We start from the raw sequence: 25,134 nt of genomic DNA, 5'->3' as shown, positions 1-25,134 counted from the left end.
AATAGAGGTAAAGCTATGCAACGTTATGCGGTCGGTATTGAATTTAGCGGAGTTCAATACCGAGGTTGGCAAACACAACAGCCAGGCGTTGCCAGCGTTCAGGAAACGATCGAGCGTGTACTGAGTAAAATTGCAGATGAGCCCATTGCACTTCACGGTGCGGGTCGTACTGATGCGGGAGTACATGCAACAAATATGGTAGCACACTTCGACACGAACGCTATTCGTCCAGAAACGGGGTGGTTAAGAGGGGCAAATAGCCAACTACCTAAAGATATTTCCATTCAGTGGATTAAACTGATGGATGAAAATTTTCATGCCCGCTTTAAAGCGACTGCTCGACGTTACCGTTATATCATCTATAACGCACCTCATCGCCCAGCACTATTACATAAGCAAGTTACGCACATTTACCAAAAGCTAGATGTGCAAAAGATGATTAAAGCTGCTAGTAAGTTCGAAGGAACGCATAACTTTGAAACTTTCCGCGCAGCAGCATGCCAGTCCAATAAGCCTGTACGACATGTAACGCATTGCCTTCTATTTGAACATGGACGCTATTTAGTTTTAGATATTCAAGCAGATGGTTTTTTACACCATATGGTGCGCAATATTGTTGGTTGCTTACTCGAAATTGGTCAAGGTATGTATGAGATTGATCATATCGATGCAATGTTTGCGGCGCAGGATCGTAAGGCAGCTGGGGTAACCGCCCCACCCGATGGCCTTTATTTTATTCAGTGTAATTATCCTGAGCAGTTTGATTTGCCGCAGCCACCACTTGGGCCACATTGGCTAAACTTACCAGATTAAAACATTTAAAACTCAGTATCCAAATTAAGCATTAAATAAGATACGCGAGAAAGTCATACGCAACCTGAACAAGGTTAAAGTATACTTTAACTGCAGTGCAAGACAAACGAGGTGCGTAGTTCAATACATTTTTCATCTTGTGACACGGTAAGAATGATTATTCTTTACCATGTCACAAGCTTTTGCTCTTGCAGAGCTTGCGCTCTTCATCCCGAAAGAAAAGTAACTCTAGCTGAAAGCCAATCCAATTATTAAAGCCTCAATGGCACGACTATGTCATGACATAGAATAAATTATCGGTGTTGTTTACGCTTACGGTATTCAACAGGTGTTTCATTCGTCCAACGCTTAAATGCACGATAGAACGTACTTGGTTCGGAGAAACCAGTTAAATACACAATACGTTCAACACTCTCATTGGTATTTGCCAGAAGCTTTTTAGCCAAACGACAACGATAGTCAGAAAGTATTTGTTGAAAACTGGTATTTGCCTCACTGAGCTGAGTACGTAAACGACGCGGCGTAATATTCAACTGAGCAGCAACCGTCTCTAAAGTTGTTTCTCCACTTTCAAGTGTCGAACCAATCGCACGACGAACCTCACCCACTAAATCATAACGGGCGAGTTCTTGTAACTTTTCAATCGCCAATTGTTCATGCAATTGAAGTAACTCAGGCTCTGCCTGCCAAAGCTGAAAATCTAAAATAGCTGGGTCAAAATATAAACGTGTCTCTTTCTGACCTAAGCTAACTGGGCAGCCAAATACACGGAAATATTCATCCTCAGAAGCTCCTTCGCTAAAATTAAAATCGATGAAGATAGGATGAAATTGTCCTTCAGTAATGAACTTAAAAAATCTAAGCACGCCCGAAATCGCACATTCAGAGAAATGACGATTGACGAGATTGTCAGCACCAATTTGTTCACCATTGGTTAAATAACAACGCCCTTCTTCAACGACTAGTTTTGCATCAAATGCGTCACTAATCAGTCGTTGATAAGCTAAGGCTCGTTTTAAGCCTTCACCAAAGGTTTCACTACTAATAAATAGATGTTCAATCACCTGCCCTCGATACAAAGGCAAATGTTCACCTAAATGCAGACCGATGTCTGGATCTTTACTGACTTCCTGAGCGGCAGTCCAAAAGGCGTACTGTGCACTTAACGGTGTACGTGCATTGGTATCGACCTGATTTAAAGCAACTCCCGCTTTGGTTAATATTTCTTCTGTTGGCAAACCCGCACGACGAATCGCTTGGTAGCCAAAGCGTAATACAACTGATGCATCTGTTAGCTGACCCACGCAGTGCCCTTCCATGTAGATACTTCATTGATATTTAGGGCTGTTGACCTTTATGCAATGAACAGTCCCTAATAACTATGATTTTAGATTAGCGTTGATTGACCAAACTGACAACAGAATTACACTTCTTTTGTGAAAAAAATTACATCTTTTTTTATTAGTCATACTTTAACCAGATGCTTTAGCAGAAGTGTGTCTATCTTGTTTTTTTTAAAAAAATTGACTATAATTTGCGCCTTTCCAATTTGATCATCAGGTAGGCTATGGCCAATAAAGAGGAACTCATTGAGTTCGAAGGCGTTGTCACCGAAACGCTTCCTAATACGATGTTCCGTGTACGTCTTGAAAACGGTCACGAAGTTATTGCACACATTTCTGGTAAAATGCGTAAACACTATATTCGTATTCTTACTGGTGACAGTGTAAAAGTCGAAATGACTCCATATGACTTAACTAAAGGTCGTATTACGTACCGTGCTCGCTAATTAGTGAATGCAAAAAAGCCACTTTATGATGTGGCTTTTTTATTGCGTTATTTATTCACTTAAGCGACTGGTTTTACATCCCACCGTTTGGCATTCACGCAATCTTTCTTGCAGCCAATGGTTTCTTTCTTGCGTTGTCTGTAAACGACATTGCACGTCTACACTATTCCTATTTAAATCTGTACACTCGGCATCACGTTGACGTATCCATGCAAGCTGAGATTTCTTAAGAATATTTTTCTGCGCGGTGTTTAACTTTACTCGCAGTGCTTGATAATTCTTATTCAGATCGGCATCAGCACTCGCATAAATTTTATTTGTACAGTAAATATCATCATAAGTATTGCGGGCACTATCACAGTTATCTGCATAGACTGAAGTCACGCCAAAGCTGCATAAAAATGCAAAAAATATTTTTTTCATCATGTTTTTCCTTAAGTTTTTTACAAAATAATTATAAAGCCTTTTGAATATTAGTATGAATCTCTAAATAAACTTATTCTCCATTTATCTTAATCCTCCTTTTTTGCTTTACAAGCTTGTAAATACAACCTATTGTTCTTTAATAATAAATATAATTTCATATAGTGAGAAAAATGAGCATATATACCCGCTGCCAAATTGGCTTATTATCTTTCATCATTATTTTTCTTAACGGTTGTGCTAGCCACCCACGTCAATCCGTAGATTTACAGGAATATTTAAAAGGCTTTCTAGGTAAATCATCAGCGACCATTCAACAAGATATCAATCTACGTAGTCTTGGTTTTCAAGTCGCCAATACACCGCAAAAAACATCCAATCAGCTCATCTATACGATTTTGCGTCCTTTAAGCATTCCAATTCCGATGGTTAGTAATGTTGATATGAGAGGAAGCTCTATTCCTGTCCAATCAGGAAATCTGAGCGGCAATTCTTATGATATTAATTTCAATTGCAAAGTGATTTTCCAGCTTAAAAATGATATTGCCGAGTCCATTCAATATGAGGGTAAAGCCTGTTAAAACATAGATATAAAAAACGCAGCTCAACGCTGCGTTTTTTTATAATAAGCTTTTAAGCAAGAGCAGCTACAACAGCCTCACCCATTTCAGCCGTACCTACTTTTGTCATACCTTCAGACATAATATCTGCTGTACGCAAACCTTGATCAAGCACTTGACCTACTGCATCTTCAATTGCTTTTGCAGCAGCTTCTTCACGGAAGGTATAACGAAGCATCATTGCAACTGAAAGAATAGTTGCTAATGGGTTTGCCACATTTTGACCCGCGATATCAGGTGCAGAACCATGGCAAGGCTCATACATACCTTTGCCATTTTCATCTAACGAAGCCGATGGCAACATGCCGATTGAACCTGTAAGCATTGCTGCTTCATCAGATAAAATGTCACCAAACAAGTTACCAGTTACGATCACGTCGAACTGCTTCGGCGCACGTACAAGTTGCATAGCAGCGTTATCAACATACATATGTGAAAGCTGAATATTTGAATAATTTGCTTGCTGTAAATCAGTGACTGTTTGTTTCCAAAGCTCTGTAACTTCCAAAACGTTAGCTTTATCTACAGAACAAACCTTTCCACCACGTAAGCCTGCAAGTTCAAAAGCTACTTTTGCAATACGCTTAATTTCGCTTTCAGAATAAACGTCGGTGTTATAACCTTGCTTTTCACCGTTTTCGAGTTCACGGATACCACGTGGCTGACCGAAATAGATACCGCCAGTCAATTCACGAACAATTAAAATATCTAAGCCAGCAACAATTTCAGGCTTTAAGCTCGAAGCATCTGCTAATTGCGGATATAAAATCGCTGGGCGCAAGTTAGCAAACAAGTTAAGTTCACTACGAATTTTTAAAAGACCACGTTCAGGGCGAATAGAACGCTCAATGGTATCCCATTTTGGTCCGCCTACCGCACCTAATAAAATTGCATCAGCTTTTTTTGCTTGTTCACTTGTTACTGCTGGGTACGGTTCACCATGCGCATCAATTGCCGCGCCGCCTAATAAGCCATGTTCCCAAGTTAACGATAAATTAAATTTTTCATTTACTGTATTTAATACTTTTTCTGCTGCCCCAACAATTTCAGGACCAATACCATCACCAGCTAAAATTAAAATCTGTTTAGACATGAACTTTTTTCCATTTTCCAAAGACAAGCAGTGCTACAACTACCGCGGTGTTAGTTTTTTCTGCTCAAGGAATTCACCTAGTCCTGTTGTAACATCAAATGGTCGACAAAAACGGCGAATGACATGCCCATCTTGTTCTAAATCGACACATAATGGATCTGGTACAGAAACATTCAGCAAACTACCCGAACGGTTAGATTTGTCCCGGTACATTTTAAATGTATAGCGATGGTTAGCATTAAACTGGTGAATCACATGAAATGTTTCTGCACGATCTGGAGAGATCGGATAGAAACGGATCACCACTTCATATTGTTTAGCAGGCACAGATAAATATAAGCGGTTAGTTTGGCTAAGCACTGAACCTTGTAATCTCACAATCCCTTGATGAATTGCCTGATTACTAATTCTTCGTGTTTGCGCATCCACTACAGTAATATCATTTAGTCGTTCAAATTCACAACTCTTCGCGCCCGAACAATATATTGCTGCATTCTGCCCCAAATTTTCTTGTTCAGCCTGCTTAATGCGGACAGTATCCACTACATTGTAAGTGCTTTGACAAGCACTGAGTGTTATTGCGCACAGGCTCAACAAAAAGCTATGAGTAACGTTCCTCTTCATTGTTCAAGCCCAATCCTCATCTAGTGCATAATTCTAAGGTGTTTTTATGCTTTAGCATGTTAGCAAGAGTTTGAACGCTACGCCATGGCTATGTTTAAAATGTACCGAAAGGTTAATTCAACTCTTGGAATACCCAAGGACGAACTTGTTTAGTTTTTTCTTCATAAGCGCGAATTGCGTCCGCATTTTGAAGAGTTAAACCAATATCATCCAATCCATTTAACAAGCAGTGCTTACGAAACGGATCAACTTCAAATTTAAATGCTTCACCTGTTGGAGTACGTACTTCTTGAGCTGCTAAATCAATTGTTAATTGATATCCCTCATTAGCAGCACATTCTTTAAATAACTGCTCAACTGTTTCTTCTGGCAAAATGACAGGTAACATGCCATTTTTGAAACAGTTATTAAAGAAAATATCAGCAAAGCTAGGTGCAATAACGGTACGGAATCCATATTCATTTAATGCCCAAGGCGCATGCTCACGGCTTGAACCACAACCAAAGTTAGTACGAGCAATTAAAACTGTTGCTCCTTGATAACGAGGCTGGTTTAAAACGAAATCCGGATTTTTTGGACGTACTGAATTGTCTTGCCCTGGATAACCTTCATCTAAATAACGAAGTTCATCAAATAAGTTGTCGCCAAAACCAGTACGCTTAATCGACTTTAAAAACTGTTTTGGAATAATTAAATCTGTATCAACATTGGCACGATCTAATGGTGCAACGATACCTTGTTCAACTGTATAAGCTTTCATGGTTTGCTCCAGACCGAATTAAAATGAACGAACATCAACGAAGTGACCAGCGATTGCAGCCGCTGCCGCCATTGCCGGGCTCACCAAGTGAGTACGACCACCATTGCCTTGACGGCCTTCAAAGTTACGATTAGACGTCGATGCACAGTGTTCACCTGGTTGTAACTTGTCTGCATTCATTGCTAGACACATTGAACAACCCGGCTCACGCCATTCAAAGCCAGCTTCCAAGAAGATTTTATCCAAGCCTTCTTTTTCAGCTTGTTGTTTAACTAAACCAGACCCCGGAACAATCATAGCTTGCTTAATGGTAGATGCCACTTTACGGCCCTTAACCACCTCAGCCGCAGCACGAATATCTTCAATACGAGAGTTAGTACAAGAACCAATAAAGACACGATCAAGCTGAATATCAGCTAATGCCTGACCTGCATTTAAACCCATATATTGATAAGCACGTGTCCAATCATTACGTTGTACGTCATCTTTCGCTTGTTCTAAAGTTGGCACAGCTTCAGTAACTGGAATAACCATTTCTGGTGAAGTTCCCCAAGATACTTGTGGTTCAATTTCTGCGCCATTTAACTCAACTACAGCATCAAACACAGCATCTTCGTCTGAATGCAATGTGTTCCAGTAAGCAACTGCTTGATCCCATTGCTCGCCTTTTGGTGCGTAACTACGGCCTTTCACATATTCAATGGTCTTGTCATCAACAGCCACCATACCGACACGCGCACCTGCTTCAATCGCCATGTTACAGACCGTCATACGTCCTTCAATCGACATATCACGGAAAACCTGACCACCGAATTCGATTGCATAGCCCGTACCACCAGCGGTACCAATTTTACCGATAATGGCCAACACCACATCTTTTGGTGTTACGCCTTTACCCAATACGCCATCTACACGAACTAACATGTTTTTAGATTTTTTTTGAATCAAGCATTGTGTTGCTAACACATGTTCAACTTCAGATGTCCCAATACCATGCGCCAAGCAACCAAAAGCACCGTGAGTCGCTGTATGTGAGTCACCACATACCACCGTCATGCCCGGTAAAGTTAAGCCCTGTTCAGGTCCAACCACATGCACAATACCCTGACGAATATCATTAATACTAAATTCAACAATATTAAAGGCTTTACAGTTGTCATCTAAGGTTTGAACTTGAATACGAGATGTATCATCTTCAATACCAGCGATGCCTTGGTCACGTTCCTTTTTAGACGTTGGAACATTGTGGTCCGGTGTAGCAACGTTTGCACTTAAACGCCATGGTTGACGATCCGCAAGTTGCAAACCTTCAAATGCTTGTGGACTTGTCACTTCATGCAATAAATGACGGTCAATGTATAGTAAACATGAGCCATCATCACGCTGTGAAACAACGTGGTCATCCCACAATTTGTCATATAAAGTTTTGCCTGCCATGTCGTCTTGCTCCATTGGACTGGGTAATTCTGATCTTTATTCGATTATAGCCAGAGTTTCACATAAATCTAATTTATCATTTTTATAAATTAGAAAACTTTTTGGAATAAATTATAACTTCCATAAGGCGCATCAAATTTAATAAATCGTTTTTGTTAATGATTATCATTTGCATAATCAATTTTTAATCTTATACTCTAATGCCTATACTAAAAATATCTAAAGTGGCTAAAGAGAATGATCATGGCTAATATCCAAAAATTCGTTATAAATAATCAACGTACCTTAAAGAAAACCTTAAGCTATTACATTATGCATATTACTGTCGCAATGCTAGTCGCATACTTTGTAACAGGTAATATCTGGATGGCTTTAACATTAAGTATGCTTGAACCAACCGTACAAGCTTTTGCTTTTTTCTTCCATGAAAAAGTTTGGGCTGCTAAAGATCGCCGCATATCAGCCTTAGCTGAAAAAGAAACAACAGCTTAGGCTAAGATTAGTGCGGTAATTCATAACTTTCTCACTCGTTTTGCTGCAAGCATGATACGATTTTGGCTCGGCAACTTTAGCCCCTCGATTTTTCTATTCCAAGTTGAGTTGTATTATGAATCTTGCAGCCTTTGAAGCTTTTGTAAAAGTTATGGAAACAGGGTCTATCTCTGTGGCAGCAGATCAGTTATTTATTACTCAACCTGCTGTTACCAAACGAATTCATAGCTTAGAAGAATATTTTGGCGTAAAACTATTTGAATCTGCAGGGCGTGGTGTTCAGGCAACTCATGCTGCACATTCATTACTACCTAAAGTTAAAAACTGGTTAAATGAGCTGGGTGATATTCACCATACGCTTAGCCATGAACAAACTCAGGTACAAGGCCGCTTGAAAGTCGGTACGAGTCACCATATTGGTTTACATCACTTACCTGCACCGCTTAAACATTTTGTTCAGCAATTTCCTCAAGTCACTCTAGATGTGCATTTTGTTGACTCAGAGCAAGCCCATGAACAAGTATTGGCTGGTGATTTAGAACTAGCATTTTTAACACTTCCTCCTTCAGGAGATGAGCGTCTTAACTACATTACAATTTGGAATGATCCTTTAGTTTTCGTTGCAGCCCCTTTTCATCCGTTGGCACAAAAAAAGAATCTCACCTTACAAGATTTAATTGAATATCCAAGCTTATTACCTGCTGCACAAACTTATACTGCTCAAATCACTTTAGCTGAGTTTGAAAAACAAGGACTTAAACCAAAAATCACCATGAGCAATAACCCTCTTGAGTCTATTCGTATGTTGGTGTCAATTGGTTTAGGTTGGTCAGTTTTACCAAAAACTCTATTGAATCAGGATATGCAGCAGCTTGATTTAAATGTTGAGATGAATCGTCAATTAGGTATGGTATGGCATCCTGCACGTACTCAATCTAGAGCCATGCAGGAGTTAATTAAAATGATGCAGGATGCATAAAAGACTCTCATCTAAGCATCTACTCTAATTTAATTTATCCAAGCTTTAAGAGGCTTCGAATTTGTTGCACCATTTGGTTTTCATCAAGCATATGATGTGGAATCGTCATCGTTAATAGCTGATCTGATCGAAAATGGCGGTCTACTTCAAGCATAACGTGAGTTTGGTTAGGTTCAGCAACGAAAGAAACTTCAACCTCATTAAATCCGCTAAACATATGTGAAGAGACAAATTCAAGCTCTTGGTAACAACCAATCGTTGATCTAAAATTTCGCGCAGTAAGCTGCCCTTTTTCTACATCTACTGTCGATAAAACAAAGCCACATCGCTGCATAGCCTGTAGAAATATTTGCATGGCTGGAGTTGGCAGAACCTTTAGATAATCACGATCAGTTGCATCTAATCCCCAATCAACATCCATATGGGTTTGAATCCAAACACGTGCACCATTTCTTCGACAAGCAACCTCAGTAATTGGTGTCTCAAATGGTAGTTGAATACTAAAAGGGAAAGAATGTGCTTGATGTGCCGGCAAGAGGAATCGAGAGTTCACTAACCACTCTTGTAAAACTAAAGGTTGGTTAAACTCATGATCACCAGATTCGACTTCTGCCATCGTTACCAATTGCAAATAAAGACCATTAATCTCTTTATCAGATGATCCGCCTTTAAAGCTAATTTCTCCATGCAATGTGCTACCAGCTTGCAAGCTCGGGTTCTGCAAAACAGTTTCTACCGTCACACCTTGAAGACCCAAACCAGACATAATTTTACTAAACATTTTTTCTCTAACCTTTCGAATTATTTCCTGTCATCTGTAGCAGCATACTTATTATTAAAGTGCATCATCTCCAGCGAGCTGAATCTTACCATCTGCAACTTCATTCATAAATTGCTGATAGTCATTTAGATTACGTCCTGCATATTCTTCTGCATACGTTTGTAATACTTCTACTATCGTATTACCTTCGCCAAGATATCCCATAAGTACATCTGCATTTCCAGATTTAGCATGGGCATGAGCTAAGGCTAAACCACAACTTTCGGCATACTCATAGAAATACTCATCATCCATGTCACTAAGATCAACCGAGATTTTCATATCACGTAACTGACGTACATGAAAATGTTGAGTCGATATAGAAGAGAATCCAAGAAATATATCACTTGCGGCCTGCATGAGCTGCTGACCATGCACTACGCGCTCACCTTCGTGATTTACCTTGTCTACAAATAACGGGCTGAGAATTGATGGATTCGCTTCTTTCATTTGTAAAATTAACGGTTCCCGATCTGCATCCTGAAATAATGCAATCGCTGATCGTGTACCAACACTTCCGACACCCACCACTTTCAAAGCTATATCTGTACGTTGATAACGATCAAAAAGCACTTGGCGATCGTATTTCAAAGAATTACGGTATTGTTGAAAGAATACATCAACATCTTTACCAAATGGCTCATTTGCACTTGGATGCCATAATAACGGCGCATCATCCACAAAATGACGAAATCCTGTATCTTGATCTTGCTGCGTAAGCTTCGGCAAAACAGAGTACGCCGTTCTTTTCTGTGCTGAATCAAGATGCTTCTCGCGTTTCTTTCTTAGTTTTCGACACTCAGTATTTTCTAATAACGTACTGGCATCAACTTTTTCATACCAAACTTGGAGTGGTGAAAGTTCTGTAATTTCTAATAAGTGCTGACGATAACTATTCAGCATTATTTTAATTGCTTTTAACCCGACTTTCTCTGCAAGATGAATATCACGTGCCGCGATTACAAAACTGGTTGCTAAGCGCTTTACATCCCATTCAAATGGGGCAACTAAAGTTTCATCAAAATCATTAATTCCAAATAATAGGTTACGTTCGGGACTTGCAAAACCGCCAAAATTACTTAAATGACAATCCCCACAAATCTGTTGAAATAAGCCTGAGTTTACCGGCTCCCACGCTTGATCAAATAGCATCAAAGAAGGCATGCCACGATAAAATGTAAATGGAGAAACACTCATCCGTTTTGCACGAATCGGTTTGAGTTTTTCTAAACGACCTTGGTTACTCCAATCATAGATCGTTAAAGCAGTTGTACCTTTTGGTCGTTCAGAAAGCTTTGATAGGTGTTCACGTGGAACTTTTTTACGTTGAGCCTTACCTAATTTGAAGCCTTCGCTTTTATTTAGTAGTTTCCCCTGATAGCTATGACGTGTTAAATCAATACTTTCATCATTCCAAAGTTGTTTTGGTAATTTAATTGGTGTTGTTTTTGACATTATTCCCTCATTTTTAAATTAAAATTTTTTATATTCTGAAATCTTTACCAAGATAAAATTTATTTTATTAATCATAGCAATATCTTTTTTTAGCTAAGATTTATAAGAAATATTAAAAAATGATTTTAAATATAGTTAAGAGTTGGAAGACCTCAAAACTTTTCAAATTGTTCTTCCAACTCCACAATTTTAAATCGACCAGTCCTGAATGTCCCAATTGTGTTCTTGGGCCAGTTTTTCAAGACGATCATCAGGGTTTACTGCAATTGCATGCGTTGCATATTCAAGTAAAAAACGGTCATTAATTGAATCGGAATACGCCCAAGACTCAGACACGTTACGGCCTTCCAACCATGCATCTAGACGTGCAAGTTTGCCTTTTTGATAACACGCTAAACCAGCAACTTTACCTGTATATTTTCCGTCAGCCACTTCAGCATTGGTGGCTAAAATTTCAGTAATCCCAAATTCACGGAAAATCGGCGCAGTAATAAAATCACTTGTTGCCGTAATACCCACAATAGTATGGCCTAAATCTTGATGTTTTTTGATTGCATCAAAACCTTTTGGACGCATTTGCGGACGAATGACTTTTTGCATGAACAATTGGTGAAGCTCAGTTAAGTAGTTATTGTCATGCTGCGTTAAAAATCCGAAAACAAATTCATTATAAGCATATGGGTCAAGTTGCCCTGCTTTGTAATCTTCATAAAATTTATCATTCATCTGACGATGATGAACCGGATCAACCAAACCTTCATTGACTAAAAATTCACCCCAAGAATGGTCTGAATCGGTATTTAACAAGGTATGGTCTAAATCAAACAACGCCAGTTTCATGAAAATTCTCGTTTAAACTGAAATTTAAGAAAAAAAATGTAAATCTATCTCCGCTAGTCGATAGAAATTCGTTAAGATCGTAGCAATTTAAACATTTTACTTTGATCTTTTCGAGCTGGACATAAAAAAGTGTTTGTCCCCGCGATTAAAGTCAACGATATAGACAATATTTAGGTAGCCAAATGATCGATTCAGAAGGTTTCCGACCGAATGTCGGGATCATTTTGGCAAACGATGATGGACAGGTTTTATGGGCAAAGCGCATTGGTCACAATGCTTGGCAATTTCCACAAGGAGGCATCCAGTTTGGAGAAACCCCTGAACAGGCACTTTTTCGAGAACTGAGAGAAGAAATCGGCTTATTGCCCGAACATGTCCAGATTATTGCGCAAACCAAAGGATGGCTGCGTTATCGTTTGCCACATCGGTACATTCGGTCAGACTCTGACCCCGTATGTATCGGACAGAAACAAAAATGGTTTTTACTGAAGTTAACTGCGCCTGCAAAAAATATTCAGTTAAACCTCTCCGACCCGCCCGAATTCGATGAATGGCAGTGGGTTAGCTATTGGTATCCTCTTGGACAAGTGGTGAACTTCAAGCGTGATGTTTATCGTAAAGCCATGGTGGAGTTGTGTACACAGTTGCCGATGCAACAATTACCCTAAAAATCATTTATCTAGCAAATGATTTTTATTAAAAGTGCTGTTATAAATACATTCATAGTCTAAAAAAATACTGGAGTATACATCCATGTCAAACATGCAACTCGACACTCTACGGCGCATTGTCCAAGAGGTTAATGCGTCCGTCAGTTTGCATGAATCATTAGACATCATGGTTAATCAGGTTGCTGAGGCCATGAAAGTGGATGTTTGCTCTATTTATTTACTCGACGAACGCAATCAGCGCTATGTCTTAATGGCCTCTAAAGGCTTAAATCCAGAATCTGTAGGCCATGTTTCTTTGCAACTCGGTGAAGGCTTGGTTGGTCTGGTCGGGCAACGCGAAGAAATCGTTAACCTTGACAATGCGCCAAAACATGAGCGGTTCTTGTATTTACCTGAAACAGGCGAAGAAATTTATAACTCTTTCCTCGGCGTACCAGTCATGTATCGTCGTAAGGTTATGGGTGTTTTAGTTGTCCAAAACAAACTTCCTCAAGATTTTAGTGAAGCTGCCGAGTCCTTTTTAGTTACGCTATGTGCTCAGCTTTCTGGCGTTATTGCTCATGCTCATGCAGTAGGTAATATTGACGTATTTCGTAAGCCGAGTAATGGACCTGCCTATAAAACCTTCCAGGGTGCTTCAGGTGCAGGTGGCGTTGCTTTAGGTCGCGCTATTATTTTATATCCGCCTGCCGATTTGGGTTCTGTGCCTGATCGTGAAGCAGAAGATATTAGCGATGAACTTCGAATTTTAGATCAAGCCATTTCATCAGTACGTTCAGAGATTCGCTCTCTGGATGAAAAAATGCATGATTCACTCATGGCCGAAGAGCGCGCTTTATTTAGTGTTTTCTTAAGAATGCTAGATGAAAATGCATTGCCAGCAGAAATTAAAGAACTCATTCGTGATGGACATTGGGCACAAGGTGCAGTACGTCGTGTAATTGAAAAACATACTGCCCTATTTGCACAGATGGAAGATGATTATCTTCGTGAACGAGTTTCCGACCTTAAAGATTTAGGGCGACGTATTTTAGCCTCTTTGCAAGAAGAAGATTCTAGCCATCGTGAACTGAGTCCAGACAGTATTTTAATTGGTGAAGAGATTAGTACTGCGGCACTTGTAGAGTTACCAGTAGACAATATTGCAGCGATTGTGACATCCGAAGGTGCAGCCAACTCTCATATGGTGATTGTGGCTCGTGCATTAGGTATTCCAACCGTAGTTGGTGTAACTGAACTGCCAGTGAACACACTTGATGATGCAGAAATGATTGTGGACGCCTATCAGGGCCGTGTTTTTGTTAATCCGCCACGTCGTTTACGCCAACGCTATAAAGAAATTCAGAAAGAAGATGAACAAATCGCAAAAGATCTCAAACAATACGAGACCAAAGAAGCGATTACTCCAGATGGTGTGTCTGTTCAGCTCTATGTGAACACGGGTCTCATGATTGACGTCGTACGTGGTGTACAACGTGGTGCTCAAGGTGTTGGTCTATACCGAAGTGAAATTCCATTCATGTTAAGGGAACGTTTCCCAGGTGAAGAAGAACAACGCGCAATCTACCGTCAACAGTTGAGCCATTTCGCCAATAAACCTGTGGTGATGCGAACTCTGGATATTGGTGCCGATAAAGATTTGCCGTATTTCAGTATTGAAGAAGAAAACTCGGCATTAGGCTGGCGTGGTATTCGTTTCACGCTTGATCATCCCGAGATTTTTTCTTCGCAAATTCGCGCCATGCTCAAAGCCAGTATTGGTTTAAATAATTTGCATATTTTATTGCCAATGGTCACTACAGTCAGTGAAGTCGAAGAAGTACTTTATTTACTTGAGCGTGACTGGATTGCAGTGCAAGAAGAAGAGCAAGTTAAAATTACCAAACCAAAAATTGGGATTATGGTTGAGGTACCGAGCGTCCTCCTACAAATTGATGAGTTTGCTGAACTCGTCGATTTCTTCTCGGTCGGTTCAAATGACTTAACACAGTATTTACTTGCAGTTGACCGTAATAATCCACATGTGGCAAACGTTTACTCACACTTTCACCCGTCCATTCTACGTGCGCTAACCCGCTTAGTTAAAGAATGTCATGAATACAAAAAACCTATCAGTATTTGTGGTGAAATGGCAGGTGATCCATTATCAGCAATTCTGCTCATGGCAATGGGCTTTAATACCCTTTCGATGAGCTCGAGTAACATTTTGCGCGTACGAAAAGCAATTTGTCATGTCCCTATGACAGATGCACAAAAATTGCTGGATGATGTCATGAAAATGAATAATCCACTCATCGTGAAAAGTTGGCTTGAGTACTATTTTAAAACTCATGGTTTAGCTGATATGGTTAAATCGAATCGAATCGTAAATGTTTAATATATAAACAATAAAGGAGAGCAATGCTCTCCTTTATTCCTTTGAGCTCGCTTCTACTACAATTAAATATAAAAATTTCATCTCACCATTGCTCCCCCATTTTAATCTTTTAAATAAACATACAATCGGTTTTTTAAATCAATATTGACAGTTTAATCCATTTGAAAAATAAGACTCCTACTCCTAGTATATTTACAGAGCGTTATTAAAAGATCTTACGTTGTTCCAACAATTGAAGAGGTAATTCTATGCATCGTTATTTACAAGTTTCATCTTATTTTTCCTCTTGTTTTTTAACCTTCATGCAGTAAATTGGAGGAATAACAAGTAAAGGAATCTGATGCATTATTAAATAAAAAATAATGGGCCGACATCTCAGTGAAAAGACTTTTAAACGGTCTCTCTCACCATTTGTTCTCTCATTTATTTAGTAAACATGAGTTTTTAAACCAGAAGTCCAGGAAAATGAGCCCTAACATTTTTACGAAGAGCTCAATAATTATTACCCAGAGAGAATATAACCATGTCAGACGAATCAAAATGCCCTTTTTCAGGCCATAAATCAAAACCAGAAGTAACGGTCGGTGGTGGCACGCCTAGTTTACACTGGTGGCCAAAACAACTACGCGTCGACCTACTCAACCAACATTCAGAACGCTCTAACCCACTCGGTAAAGAATTTAATTACCGTCAAGAATTTAAAAAACTCGACTACTACACCCTCAAAGCTGATATCAAAAATGTATTAACCGATTCTCAAGATTGGTGGCCAGCCGATTGGGGAAATTATACAGGCTTATTTATTCGTTTAGCATGGCATGCTGCTGGTACATATCGTATGGGCGATGGCCGTGGTGGTGCTGGTCGCGGTCAGCAACGTTTTGCACCATTAAATAGTTGGCCTGACAATGCGAGCTTAGATAAAGCACGCCGTTTGCTATGGCCAGTTAAACAAAAATACGGTCAAAAAATATCGTGGGCAGATTTATTTATTCTTGCTGGAAACATCGCACTTGAATCTTCAGGTTTCCGCACATTCGGTTTTGGTGCAGGTCGTGAAGATGTTTGGGAACCAGACAACGATGTAAACTGGGGCGATGAAAAAGAATGGTTAGCTCATCGCAACTCTGAAGCATTGGAAGGCAGCAATCTAGCTGCAACCGAAATGGGTCTAATTTATGTAAACCCTGAAGGCCCACAAGCCAGCGGTGACCCTAAATCAGCTGCACCATTTATTCGCGCGACTTTCGGCAATATGGCAATGGATGATGAAGAAATTGTTGCCTTAATCGCAGGCGGTCATACTTTAGGTAAAACTCACGGCGCTGCCTCTGCTGACCATGTTCAGGCTGATCCTGAGGGAGCATCAATTGAACAAATGGGCTTTGGCTGGTCAAACAGTTTTGGCACTGGTGTGGGTAAAGATGCAATAACTTCAGGTTTAGAAGTAATTTGGTCGCAAACACCAACACAATGGAGCAACTACTTCTTTGAAAACCTATTCAAATACGAATGGGTACAAGAGCGTTCACCTGCTGGGGCAATTCAATGGGTGGCAGCAGATGCTGAGGCGATCATTCCAGATCCATTCGACCCATCAGTTAAACGTAAGCCAACAATGCTTACTACAGATTTGACCTTACGTTTTGATCCTGAGTTTGAAAAGATCTCTCGTCGTTTCCTTAACGATCCACAAGCCTTTGCCAATGCTTTTGCTCGCGCTTGGTTCAAGTTAACTCACCGTGATATGGGTCCAAAAGCACGTTATTTAGGTCCTGAGGTTCCGGCTGAAGATTTAATTTGGCAAGACCCATTACCTGCTGCTAGCGCTATACCGTCTACTGCTAGCATAGATGATGCAAAAGCAAAAATTGTTGCATTAGGACTATCTGCTGGTGAGCTAGTTTCCCTTGGTTGGGCTTCGGCATCCACGTTCCGTGGTGGAGACAAGCGTGGCGGTGCAAATGGTGCACGTATTGCTTTATCACCACAACGTGAATGGGACGTAAATAAAAAAGCAGTTGAGACTTTAACTAAAATTGAAGAACTCAAAGCATCTACTCAATTATCATTAGCTGATTTAATCGTGCTTGCAGGTAACGTTGGTGTAGAGCAAGCTGCTCAAGCGGCAGGTTTCAATATTAGCGTTCCATTTGCTCCTGGTCGTGTTGATGCATTACAAAGTCAAACTGATGTCGAATCTTTCCAATTACTCCTTGGCCTTGCCGATGGTTTTAGAAACTGGAAAAAAGAGGGTGTCAGCGCAACAACTGAAGCATTATTAATTGATAAAGCACAACAACTGACTTTGACTGCACCAGAGTTAACTGCATTGATTGGTGGCTTACGTGTACTGGGCACCAACTGGGATGGCTCACAACACGGCGTATTCACTCAGCAAGTTGGTGTACTCAGCACTGACTTCTTTACGAATTTACTCGACATGTCTACTGTATGGGCACCTGTTGACTCAACAAGCGAAGTCTTTGAAGGCAAAGACCGTAAAACCGGCACAGTAAAATTTACCGCAACACGTAATGATTTAGTTTTCGGTTCAAACTCAATCTTACGTGCGTTGGCCGAAGTCTATGCTCAGGCAGATGGTAAAGAAAAATTTGTTCAAGACTTTGTTGCTGCATGGACTAAAGTCATGAATCTTGACCGTTTTGACTTAGCTTAATTTAAGTCAAAATAGTAAAAAGCCAGTTCAATTTGAACTGGCTTTTTTAATATCAAGCATCGTTTTTAAACAGTCAGTTTATGCCCTTCCCGAATGCAATAAAAAGGATTTGCAAGCTTTGACGAAGCTTTAATTGCCTGTGCTAGAGCATGCTCTGGGTCTTCTCGGTCTTCATCAGTCAACTGGAAAGTTCGATAATGAATCGCAATAGAACGATGAGCCTGTAAATCAAAGTGCGCATGTAGCGCATCTTGCGGGTTCATATGAACATAGCTCATCAGTTCACGTGGCTCATACGCACCTATTGGAAGTAAGGCAACTCGCGGTGCGCCATAACGAGCATGTATTTGCTTAAAATGACCCGCATAACCGGTATCACCCGCAAAGAAACAATGACCTGTTTTAGCCACAACCGAAAAGCCGCCCCAAAGTGCCTTATTCTGGTCGCGCAAACCACGACCTGAACCATGCTGTGCAGGTGTATAGATTATTCTTAATTCGTGATAAGGAATTTCTTGCCACCAATCCATCTCAATGACATGGAACTCTTTAGGTAGATAAAAACCATTCCCGAGTCCAGTGTAAATTGGCATTGCGAATTTTTTATGCAACCATTCAAGTGTCGCCAAGTCCATATGGTCATAATGATTATGGCTGAGCAAAACTCCATGAATCGTCGGTAATTGTTCTAGTGCAAAACCTGCCGGGCATACACGGCGTGGGCCACGCCCTTGTGAAGGACTTGCATAATCACACCACACTGGGTCGGTAATAAAGTTATAAGGACCAATCTGAACCAATACCGTTGCATGCCCAACAAACCAAACTTGCCAATCATCCAGATCTGCCTGAGGTCGATTTTGCGGCAAAGCTACAGCCGTATTTACACGGGTTTCATATTCATTTTGAATATCCACTTTCCATGTAAAAGACTCACGCGTAACTAACCAACGCAATAACTCTTTTGAGCCACGAGCAGGTGATTTAGGTTGTTGATTATAAAAACGTGTATCCGTTTCATGCCCAGACTCGGGATGACAAAAAGGAGGTTTTATCCATGTATGCGTCCAACAGGACTGAGTCGGCAATTGATATGTTAATGTCGGCTTGTCTTTCATGGGCTTTTCTATGTTTTAGCATCAGCAGAATGGATGTGATCAGGTTTCTATCTTAACGATTAAAACAAATTAAGCTATGGCACTTACACTTATTTATCATATAAATATCCATTTTATCGTGGTCATAGCCAACCTAAGTTAAATTAGAGTGCCATAAAAAACACTTAGATGTGTTGAGTTTATGCGTCAGTAATTACCATTCTTACTAAGACTTCTTGTATAACATAACAATTAGAAGATACCGAAAGCCGCCATAGAACCTGTCTATTTCATCTTTGTCGCCCGTAATTTTTAACTTAAGATTCTTCTGTGCAATGAAAACAATATATTTAGTAACAATTACATTTGGGTAGATTTTAGTGACCTCTAGGTTATAAATTTATTTTATTATTCTAGTTTTTGCATAATATGAGAATTTCTTAAATGAATATTTAAATCCTTTAGAAAATTCTTTGATTAATTATAAATAATGTATTTATTATTTAATTATTAATATATTTTATGAATTATTTGAGCTTATATTCCCATATTAAATCTTTAATGAAAATTAAAATTCCATTTATTTTATAAATACCTAAATCACCTTCACGCTATATCTATTTATGCTTTATACTTCACTTAAATCATAGTAAGACATTTTTTGGATTAGTCTTATGGAACTACGCCATCTCCGATATTTCATTACCGTTGCTGAAGAATTAAATTTTAGTAAAGCCGCTCTTAAACTTTTTACCGCACAGCCCTCTCTTAGCCAACAAATTAAAGATTTAGAAGAAGACGTTGGTGTACGACTTTTAAACCGCACAAAACGCAAAGTTGAGTTAACAGAAGAAGGCGAAGTATTTTTAGAACATGCTCGACTCACTCTCGCTCAGGCTGAAAAAGCGGTCGCTATGGCACGACAAGTTTCTAAGGCTAAACAGCAATTGTTACGTATCGGTTTCGTTCCCATCGCAGAAATGAAAATTTTCCCTTATGTACTTCCTAATCTGCGACTACAACACCCAGACCTCACCATTGAATTATCTAATTTAAACAATACTGAACAGCTTAAAGCCTTAAAAAAAGGAGAGCTGGACATTACGTTTACTCGTGAAAATACAGATAGTGATGAAATACAAAGCCAATTTGTTTTAACTGAACCCCTGATTTTCTTACTTCCTAAAAATCATCCACTTACTCAATATGATCGAATCCCAGTCCATGCTTTACAAGGTATTGACTTTATTATCCCAGCAGCCGAACAATCACAAACCTTACATAACACCATTTTAGATTTCGCTAAAACTCATAACATCGAACTGAATATTGTTCAAAAAGCAGACAGCATATTGTTCAATATTAACTCTCTTGGTTCTGGATTAGGCTGTACAATTTTACCTGCCTACGTTGCGCCTTTAGGCATCAAAAACACGATAGTTCGTCCACTTGATGTCGACTTACCAACACTTGATTTATTCGTAAATTACCGTAAAAACTCACAGTCTTTAGGCGTTCAAAAATTCATTGACCAGCTCACTAAAGTATTTCATTTAGATAAAAACTTAAACCACGCTTAATTATTACGAATAATTTTATTATTAAGCGCATGATTAATAAGATCATCTTTATAAAAAAGTATAAATAAATATTCCTTTTATTTATTTTATACTTTTTATAAACAGTTTAATCCACGGTAATGTCCTATTTTACCTAATAGGTAAAATTAAATATCTCATGAATATAAATGAAAAGAATTGAAATAAAATCTATATAAAACCATATATTATTTTCACCATTTAATAAAAAATAATATATTTACCGTGTAATAAAGGAGACTAGGAAAATGGTTGGCGTATTTCAACATCTAGGACGTAGTGTACAAAACCGCCCACATTTCTTTATTGCTTTATTCATAGGTATTGTCACAGCCGGTATTTTGACATGGTTAACATCATGGAAGTGGTCAACTATTTTATTAGTCAGCTGGAATGCTTCCGTTAGCATATATTTACTCCATGTTTGGCAACTCATGAAAAGTGCCGACCATTCACAAATGCAACAACAAGCTAAAAAACAAGATGAAAGCAAATGGGTCATTATGCTGATTGTTTTATTGGCATTAATCATGTGTCTGGTTGCTATTCTAATTCAACTGTCACAGCTCCCTTCTGACAGTTCTGCAAAGTTAGGTCATGTGGCTTTAGCTTTGCTCACCATTGTGTCTGCATGGCTTTTTATGCATACCGTTTTTGCTCTACATTATGCCCATGATTTTTATATGGCTTTATCTAGAAATGAGGAAAATGGAGGGTTAGATTTCCCTGGCACAAAACAGCCAACTTATCCTGATTTTCTATATTTTAGTTATATTATTGGTACTTCTGCTCAAACTGCGGATGTGTCAATTACCACCAAGCACATGCGTCTTTTAAACTTACTTCACGCGGTGTTGTCTTTTGGATTTAATACCACCATTTTAGCGATCTGCATTAACGTTGCTGCTGGCTTTCTTACCAATTAAAACCTTTATTTGAAAACAAAAAAGCCACCCTTTTGGGTGACTTTTAAGAATATTAGGTTTACAGCAGTTGCCCCATAGTACTTTGTTTTAAGCCTTCACGCTGTTTGATCGTTTCAACATAACGGGTAATAGCAGGATGTGATTCAATCGCATTCATTTTTAACTGCCATAAAAGCATTGCTCCAACACTTACATCTGCTGCGGTAAATTGCTCACCACATACATACGGATTCGCTTCACTCAATCCTTGAACTAAAGCTTGATAAGCATCGTTGTAATCGCCATAGCCAACAAACATTTTTTGCTCAGGTGATACTTGTATTCCTAAAGCTTTATCAACACCTGCAGCTTCCCAAGGGCCCGCCATCAAAAATAACCAACGATAGTACAAACCACGTTTCGGATCATCTAAAGCAGGAGCTAAACCTTTATCACTAAACTTATCAGCCAAATAAGCACAGATTGCGCCTAACTCATAAATAACCACATCGCCATCTACCAATACCGGTACTTTCCCAAAAGGATTAAGTTTTAGATATTCAGGCGATTTCATTTCGGTCTTATATGCGACTTCAATTCGTTCACATTCAACACCTAACTCGACCAAAAGCCAGTCAATAACTACACCACGTGACTCTTTGTTAGTATAAAGTTTAAGGCTCATTCTTATTGCTCCTTGTTTATCGTAGTTCGTAGTTTACAAATAACTTTTGTCAGTTTTTGTCAGTAATCTTCGATTCCTGTGCCCACCACTGCTGAAATAATTGTTGCTTAAATGATGGGTATAATTCTTGAGTTAAACTCAACTGTTGAATGCGATCGATTCTAAAATGTCGGAAGTCTTGTCTTAGTTCACACCATGCAGCCAACACAATTTTGTCATTAAAATATCCCAATGCAAAAGGCCACAAAGTTCGCACACTACTTCGTTGCTGCTCATCATGATAATGCAACGAAATTTTGACTTGCTGCCGAATAGCTAAGCGCACTTGTTCGACTTGATTTTCATCCACAGGTAGCCATGTGTTAAAAGCTCTTAGAGTCGTCTGCTGTAATAAATATTGCCGATGCTCAGGCAAAACAGAATTTAATTTAGCTAGGATTGAAGTAGATGCCGATTGTAACGATTGATCTGGCACACTCTTTAACCAATACAATGCCAGAAAAATAGCTTCGACTTCATTTTCATTAAGTGTCATTGGTGGCAGTACAATATCTTCTTTAAGTTGAAAACCTATACCTGCCGATGCCTCAATTGCTACACCCTGCTCACGTAAGCTATCAATATCGCGATAGACACTTCGGACACTAATTCCCATACGTTCAGCGAGAACTTGTCCAGTGATTGGATAACGGGCTTCTCGAAGTTGTTGTAAAAGATTTAATAGACGAATAGAACGACTCATTTTTTCTCTTCTTATTGTTATTAGACATACAATAAGAGGGAATAAATTCCCCCTTGTTGTATTATTCTAAATTATGCAACATCTACCGTAGATAACTTTGCATATTCTCTTAAAAAGTTGTGCAGCTCAGGTACATCTTTGGCAATCGTTAAAGGCTGGAACTGTTGTAGAACTTCGATCGAATGCACACCATAGCCCACACCAATTCGTGGCATGTTTAACCGCTGAGCCATCTCAAGATCATAGCTACTATCACCAATCATTACTGCACGCTCAACACTGACTCCAGTGACTGCTAAGATTTCTTGCAGCATGAGCGGATCTGGTTTTGAACGTGTTTCGTTGGCTGCCCGAGTCACATCAAAAAGATGAGTACTTTGTGTTTTTGCGATTACACGGTCTAAGCCACGGCGGTTTTTACCCGTTGCAACTGCAAGTTTTAAACCTTGGGCTTTTAAATCATGGAGTAGTTCAGAAATACCCTCAAACCATGCATCACTAGTCGAGTTCGCAATATAGTGATCGCCATATGCCTTTAAGATCGAGTCATGCAATTCTGGCGCTTCTGGAAATAAGGTCTGCATCACCTCAGGCAAGCCTAACCCAATAATACTTTTTGCGGCTTCATCGCTTAGAGACAATTCATGTTGTTCTGCTGCATGTTGTAAGCTCGCAACAATCTGGCCAACAGAGTTATATAAAGTTCCGTCCCAGTCAAAAATTACTAATTCGGTTTTCAGACTCATTTTGCTACTCTCAAAGCCTTTAATAACTGGGTCATGTCTTCTGGTAACGGCGCTTCAATCGGTGGATAACCCGGAATATCTAAACGCATCGCGTGTAAACATAAACGTCGTGCCTGCGGACCTGCGTACTCAGTGGTGTGTCCATATTTATCATCACCCAACAACGGATGTCCAATACTTAAACCATGTACACGAATTTGATGGGTACGACCTGATAACGGCGATGCATGAACCAAAGTGGCATTTTTAAAACGCTCTGCAACCACCCATTCGGTTTTACTTGGCTTACCTTCTTTAGATACACGTACACGACGCTCGCCATTGGCTAACTCGTAACGAAATAAAGGAGCATCAATGAGTTGTTTATCGAGACTCACCTGACCTTTTACAATTGCCGCATAAGTCTTACGAATTTTGTGCTCACGCAACATATCTTGTAGCAGCTTTAAAGTACTACGTTTTTTGCTAATCATGACCAGACCAGAGGTATCACGGTCAATGCGGTGAATTAGTTCTAAATATTTTTTACCTGTCGCTGCGCGTAAAGCCTCAATCAAACCATACGCCACACCACTACCGCCATGTACAGCAATACCTGATGGTTTATTGATAACTAACAGGCCTTCATCTTCATAGACCACACGGCTGAGTAGGCTCTGTGCTACACTATCACTCACAGGAGCAGCGGTTTCATCCTTTTGTTCATAACGAATAGGAGCAACACGAATCTGATCTCCAATCTCTAATTTGGTCTCAGCTTTAATACGTTTTTTGTTTACTCGAACCTGACCTTCACGAATCAAACGATAAATACGACTCTTAGGTACACCCTTTAAACGCGAAAACAGGAAATTATCAATTCGCTGTCCTGCTTGATGTTCATCCACCTCAAACCAAGTGACACTTTGCCATTGCTGTGTAGAATTCATACTAATATTTAAACCTGAAATTTTGCTAAATTTGATTAATAAATGACCGATTAGCTTAGTTTTTTCACAAGAAATCTAAGCTTAGCCCATAGGCAGATGCTGCAAGGTTTGATATAGTCAGCGCACGGATACCGCCGTAAGTGAACATCTAATAGGGAATTTCCCTGATTGAAACCTCAATCAAAATGATGCTTTCATCACCAGCTCGGATTGGTCCTAAAGAATTATGCCGACGCCGAAGGCTTATTATATCGGCAAAATGACAAACTGTTGCGTTTAATTCAGTTTGTTCAAAAAAATATGTTACCAACTCTAGTTGGTTATGGAACGTAAACTGATACACATCAGACAAATCGCTCCTTAATGTTGCCTTCAGGCTAAAGCGTTGATGCATTGGAACTGCCGAAAGCACCGATACGATGAGCATTCCGTATCAAACTTCCAAAAAGAAGTCACTTCGTGCCCAATGACAGTGTAAAGTCATTAACCAATGCACCGCTCACCCGCCAGTGAAGCACTAAGGAAGTCCGATTTAAAGGTTGAAGCAGTATTGCCTACA

The 25,134-nt window shown here is 39.5% G+C and carries 24 protein-coding genes; 10 read left to right on the top strand and 14 right to left on the bottom strand.

Going from position 1 to position 25,134, the window contains the following annotated elements:
* Positions 1–15 precede the first annotated feature (15 nt).
* Positions 16–813 carry a tRNA pseudouridine(38-40) synthase TruA gene (gene truA, locus JGE69_RS12970; RefSeq protein WP_005066033.1) on the top strand — a complete coding sequence of 266 codons (798 nt, stop codon included), beginning with the start codon at positions 16–18 and terminating at the stop codon, positions 811–813.
* Positions 814–1,106: 293 nt separating this feature from the next.
* On the opposite strand, the gene JGE69_RS12965 is transcribed toward truA, so the two are convergent.
* Positions 1,107–2,117: an AraC family transcriptional regulator gene (locus JGE69_RS12965; protein ID WP_005066032.1), complete on the bottom strand. Its 1,011-nt coding sequence runs from the start codon at positions 2,115–2,117 to the stop codon at positions 1,107–1,109.
* A gap of 263 nt (positions 2,118–2,380) precedes the next feature.
* Here JGE69_RS12965 and infA point away from each other — a divergent pair, with 263 nt between their 5' ends.
* On the top strand, positions 2,381–2,602 hold the full coding sequence (gene infA / locus JGE69_RS12960) for a translation initiation factor IF-1 (protein ID WP_001284370.1): 222 nt from the start codon (positions 2,381–2,383) through the stop codon (positions 2,600–2,602).
* Between the two features lie 51 nt (positions 2,603–2,653).
* Here the strand turns inward: infA and JGE69_RS12955 are convergent, their stop codons facing one another.
* A complete protein-coding gene (locus JGE69_RS12955; RefSeq protein ID WP_081325624.1) occupies positions 2,654–3,028 on the bottom strand; it encodes a lysozyme inhibitor LprI family protein in 375 nt (124 codons plus the stop codon).
* 170 nt (positions 3,029–3,198) lie between these two features.
* On the opposite strand from JGE69_RS12955, the gene JGE69_RS12950 reads away from it, so the two are divergent.
* Positions 3,199–3,606 carry a hypothetical protein gene (locus tag JGE69_RS12950; RefSeq protein ID WP_032042092.1) on the top strand — a complete coding sequence of 136 codons (408 nt, stop codon included), beginning with the start codon at positions 3,199–3,201 and terminating at the stop codon, positions 3,604–3,606.
* A gap of 52 nt (positions 3,607–3,658) precedes the next feature.
* Here JGE69_RS12950 and leuB read toward each other — a convergent pair whose 3' ends face one another.
* The 4 genes from leuB to leuC form a co-directional block, all read right to left on the bottom strand.
* Complete coding sequence (gene leuB / locus JGE69_RS12945; protein ID WP_002114882.1) at positions 3,659–4,738, bottom strand: 3-isopropylmalate dehydrogenase; 1,080 nt, start codon at positions 4,736–4,738, stop codon at positions 3,659–3,661.
* Between the two features lie 39 nt (positions 4,739–4,777).
* Positions 4,778–5,362 (bottom strand): hypothetical protein, encoded by a 585-nt coding sequence (locus tag JGE69_RS12940; protein WP_069122096.1) that lies wholly within the window; start codon positions 5,360–5,362, stop codon positions 4,778–4,780.
* Between the two features lie 112 nt (positions 5,363–5,474).
* On the bottom strand, positions 5,475–6,122 hold the full coding sequence (gene leuD / locus JGE69_RS12935) for a 3-isopropylmalate dehydratase small subunit (RefSeq protein WP_002114814.1): 648 nt from the start codon (positions 6,120–6,122) through the stop codon (positions 5,475–5,477).
* An 18-nt stretch (positions 6,123–6,140) separates the two neighbouring features.
* Complete coding sequence (gene leuC, locus JGE69_RS12930; protein ID WP_017482005.1) at positions 6,141–7,559, bottom strand: 3-isopropylmalate dehydratase large subunit; 1,419 nt, start codon at positions 7,557–7,559, stop codon at positions 6,141–6,143.
* A gap of 237 nt (positions 7,560–7,796) precedes the next feature.
* Here leuC and JGE69_RS12925 point away from each other — a divergent pair, with 237 nt between their 5' ends.
* Positions 7,797–8,051: a DUF2061 domain-containing protein gene (locus JGE69_RS12925; RefSeq protein ID WP_005804193.1), complete on the top strand. Its 255-nt coding sequence runs from the start codon at positions 7,797–7,799 to the stop codon at positions 8,049–8,051.
* 115 nt (positions 8,052–8,166) lie between these two features.
* Positions 8,167–9,030 carry a LysR family transcriptional regulator gene (locus tag JGE69_RS12920; protein WP_005066023.1) on the top strand — a complete coding sequence of 288 codons (864 nt, stop codon included), beginning with the start codon at positions 8,167–8,169 and terminating at the stop codon, positions 9,028–9,030.
* Between the two features lie 34 nt (positions 9,031–9,064).
* On the opposite strand, the gene JGE69_RS12915 is transcribed toward JGE69_RS12920, so the two are convergent.
* The 3 genes from JGE69_RS12915 to JGE69_RS12905 form a co-directional block, all read right to left on the bottom strand.
* Positions 9,065–9,811 (bottom strand): sporulation protein, encoded by a 747-nt coding sequence (locus JGE69_RS12915; RefSeq protein ID WP_017385688.1) that lies wholly within the window; start codon positions 9,809–9,811, stop codon positions 9,065–9,067.
* Positions 9,812–9,865: 54 nt separating this feature from the next.
* Positions 9,866–11,305, bottom strand: coding sequence for a DUF2252 domain-containing protein (locus JGE69_RS12910; protein WP_151283471.1), 1,440 nt, complete (start codon positions 11,303–11,305; stop codon positions 9,866–9,868).
* A 189-nt stretch (positions 11,306–11,494) separates the two neighbouring features.
* On the bottom strand, positions 11,495–12,145 hold the full coding sequence (locus JGE69_RS12905; protein ID WP_017385686.1) for an HAD family hydrolase: 651 nt from the start codon (positions 12,143–12,145) through the stop codon (positions 11,495–11,497).
* Positions 12,146–12,327: 182 nt separating this feature from the next.
* On the opposite strand from JGE69_RS12905, the gene JGE69_RS12900 reads away from it, so the two are divergent.
* The 3 genes from JGE69_RS12900 (at position 12,328) to katG (ending at position 17,873) form a co-directional block, all read left to right on the top strand.
* Positions 12,328–12,813 carry an RNA pyrophosphohydrolase gene (locus tag JGE69_RS12900; protein ID WP_000567255.1) on the top strand — a complete coding sequence of 162 codons (486 nt, stop codon included), beginning with the start codon at positions 12,328–12,330 and terminating at the stop codon, positions 12,811–12,813.
* An 85-nt stretch (positions 12,814–12,898) separates the two neighbouring features.
* Positions 12,899–15,193, top strand: coding sequence for a phosphoenolpyruvate--protein phosphotransferase (ptsP, locus tag JGE69_RS12895; protein WP_046811459.1), 2,295 nt, complete (start codon positions 12,899–12,901; stop codon positions 15,191–15,193).
* Positions 15,194–15,716: 523 nt separating this feature from the next.
* The gene (gene katG, locus JGE69_RS12890; RefSeq protein WP_199113708.1) at positions 15,717–17,873 is read left to right on the top strand and encodes a catalase/peroxidase HPI; all 2,157 of its coding nucleotides are present in this window, start codon (positions 15,717–15,719) and stop codon (positions 17,871–17,873) included.
* A 65-nt stretch (positions 17,874–17,938) separates the two neighbouring features.
* On the opposite strand, the gene JGE69_RS12885 is transcribed toward katG, so the two are convergent.
* Entirely contained in the window at positions 17,939–18,991 is a 1,053-nt protein-coding gene (locus tag JGE69_RS12885) for an MBL fold metallo-hydrolase (RefSeq protein WP_005066015.1), read from the bottom strand.
* Between the two features lie 653 nt (positions 18,992–19,644).
* On the opposite strand from JGE69_RS12885, the gene hcaR reads away from it, so the two are divergent.
* Both hcaR and JGE69_RS12875 read left to right on the top strand, forming a co-directional pair.
* Positions 19,645–20,550 carry a DNA-binding transcriptional regulator HcaR gene (gene hcaR, locus JGE69_RS12880; protein ID WP_199113710.1) on the top strand — a complete coding sequence of 302 codons (906 nt, stop codon included), beginning with the start codon at positions 19,645–19,647 and terminating at the stop codon, positions 20,548–20,550.
* Positions 20,551–20,816: 266 nt separating this feature from the next.
* On the top strand, positions 20,817–21,494 hold the full coding sequence (locus tag JGE69_RS12875) for a DUF1345 domain-containing protein (RefSeq protein ID WP_199113712.1): 678 nt from the start codon (positions 20,817–20,819) through the stop codon (positions 21,492–21,494).
* A gap of 58 nt (positions 21,495–21,552) precedes the next feature.
* Here JGE69_RS12875 and JGE69_RS12870 read toward each other — a convergent pair whose 3' ends face one another.
* From JGE69_RS12870 to JGE69_RS12855, 4 genes are all read right to left on the bottom strand, one after another.
* Positions 21,553–22,158 carry a glutathione S-transferase family protein gene (locus tag JGE69_RS12870; RefSeq protein ID WP_069122110.1) on the bottom strand — a complete coding sequence of 202 codons (606 nt, stop codon included), beginning with the start codon at positions 22,156–22,158 and terminating at the stop codon, positions 21,553–21,555.
* A gap of 49 nt (positions 22,159–22,207) precedes the next feature.
* Positions 22,208–22,900 carry a helix-turn-helix transcriptional regulator gene (locus tag JGE69_RS12865; RefSeq protein WP_069122111.1) on the bottom strand — a complete coding sequence of 231 codons (693 nt, stop codon included), beginning with the start codon at positions 22,898–22,900 and terminating at the stop codon, positions 22,208–22,210.
* A 71-nt stretch (positions 22,901–22,971) separates the two neighbouring features.
* Positions 22,972–23,646: an HAD-IA family hydrolase gene (locus tag JGE69_RS12860; RefSeq protein ID WP_063098042.1), complete on the bottom strand. Its 675-nt coding sequence runs from the start codon at positions 23,644–23,646 to the stop codon at positions 22,972–22,974.
* Positions 23,643–24,575, bottom strand: coding sequence for an RluA family pseudouridine synthase (locus tag JGE69_RS12855; RefSeq protein ID WP_005066005.1), 933 nt, complete (start codon positions 24,573–24,575; stop codon positions 23,643–23,645). Before JGE69_RS12855 ends, JGE69_RS12860 begins: the two co-directional genes overlap by 4 nt.
* Positions 24,576–25,134 lie beyond the last annotated feature (559 nt).

It is taken from the genome of Acinetobacter sp. C13 (assembly GCF_016809775.1).
In the GTDB taxonomy this organism is placed as follows: Bacteria; Pseudomonadota; Gammaproteobacteria; order Pseudomonadales; family Moraxellaceae; genus Acinetobacter; species Acinetobacter pittii.
This window is presented reverse-complemented; position numbering and strand designations above follow the sequence as displayed.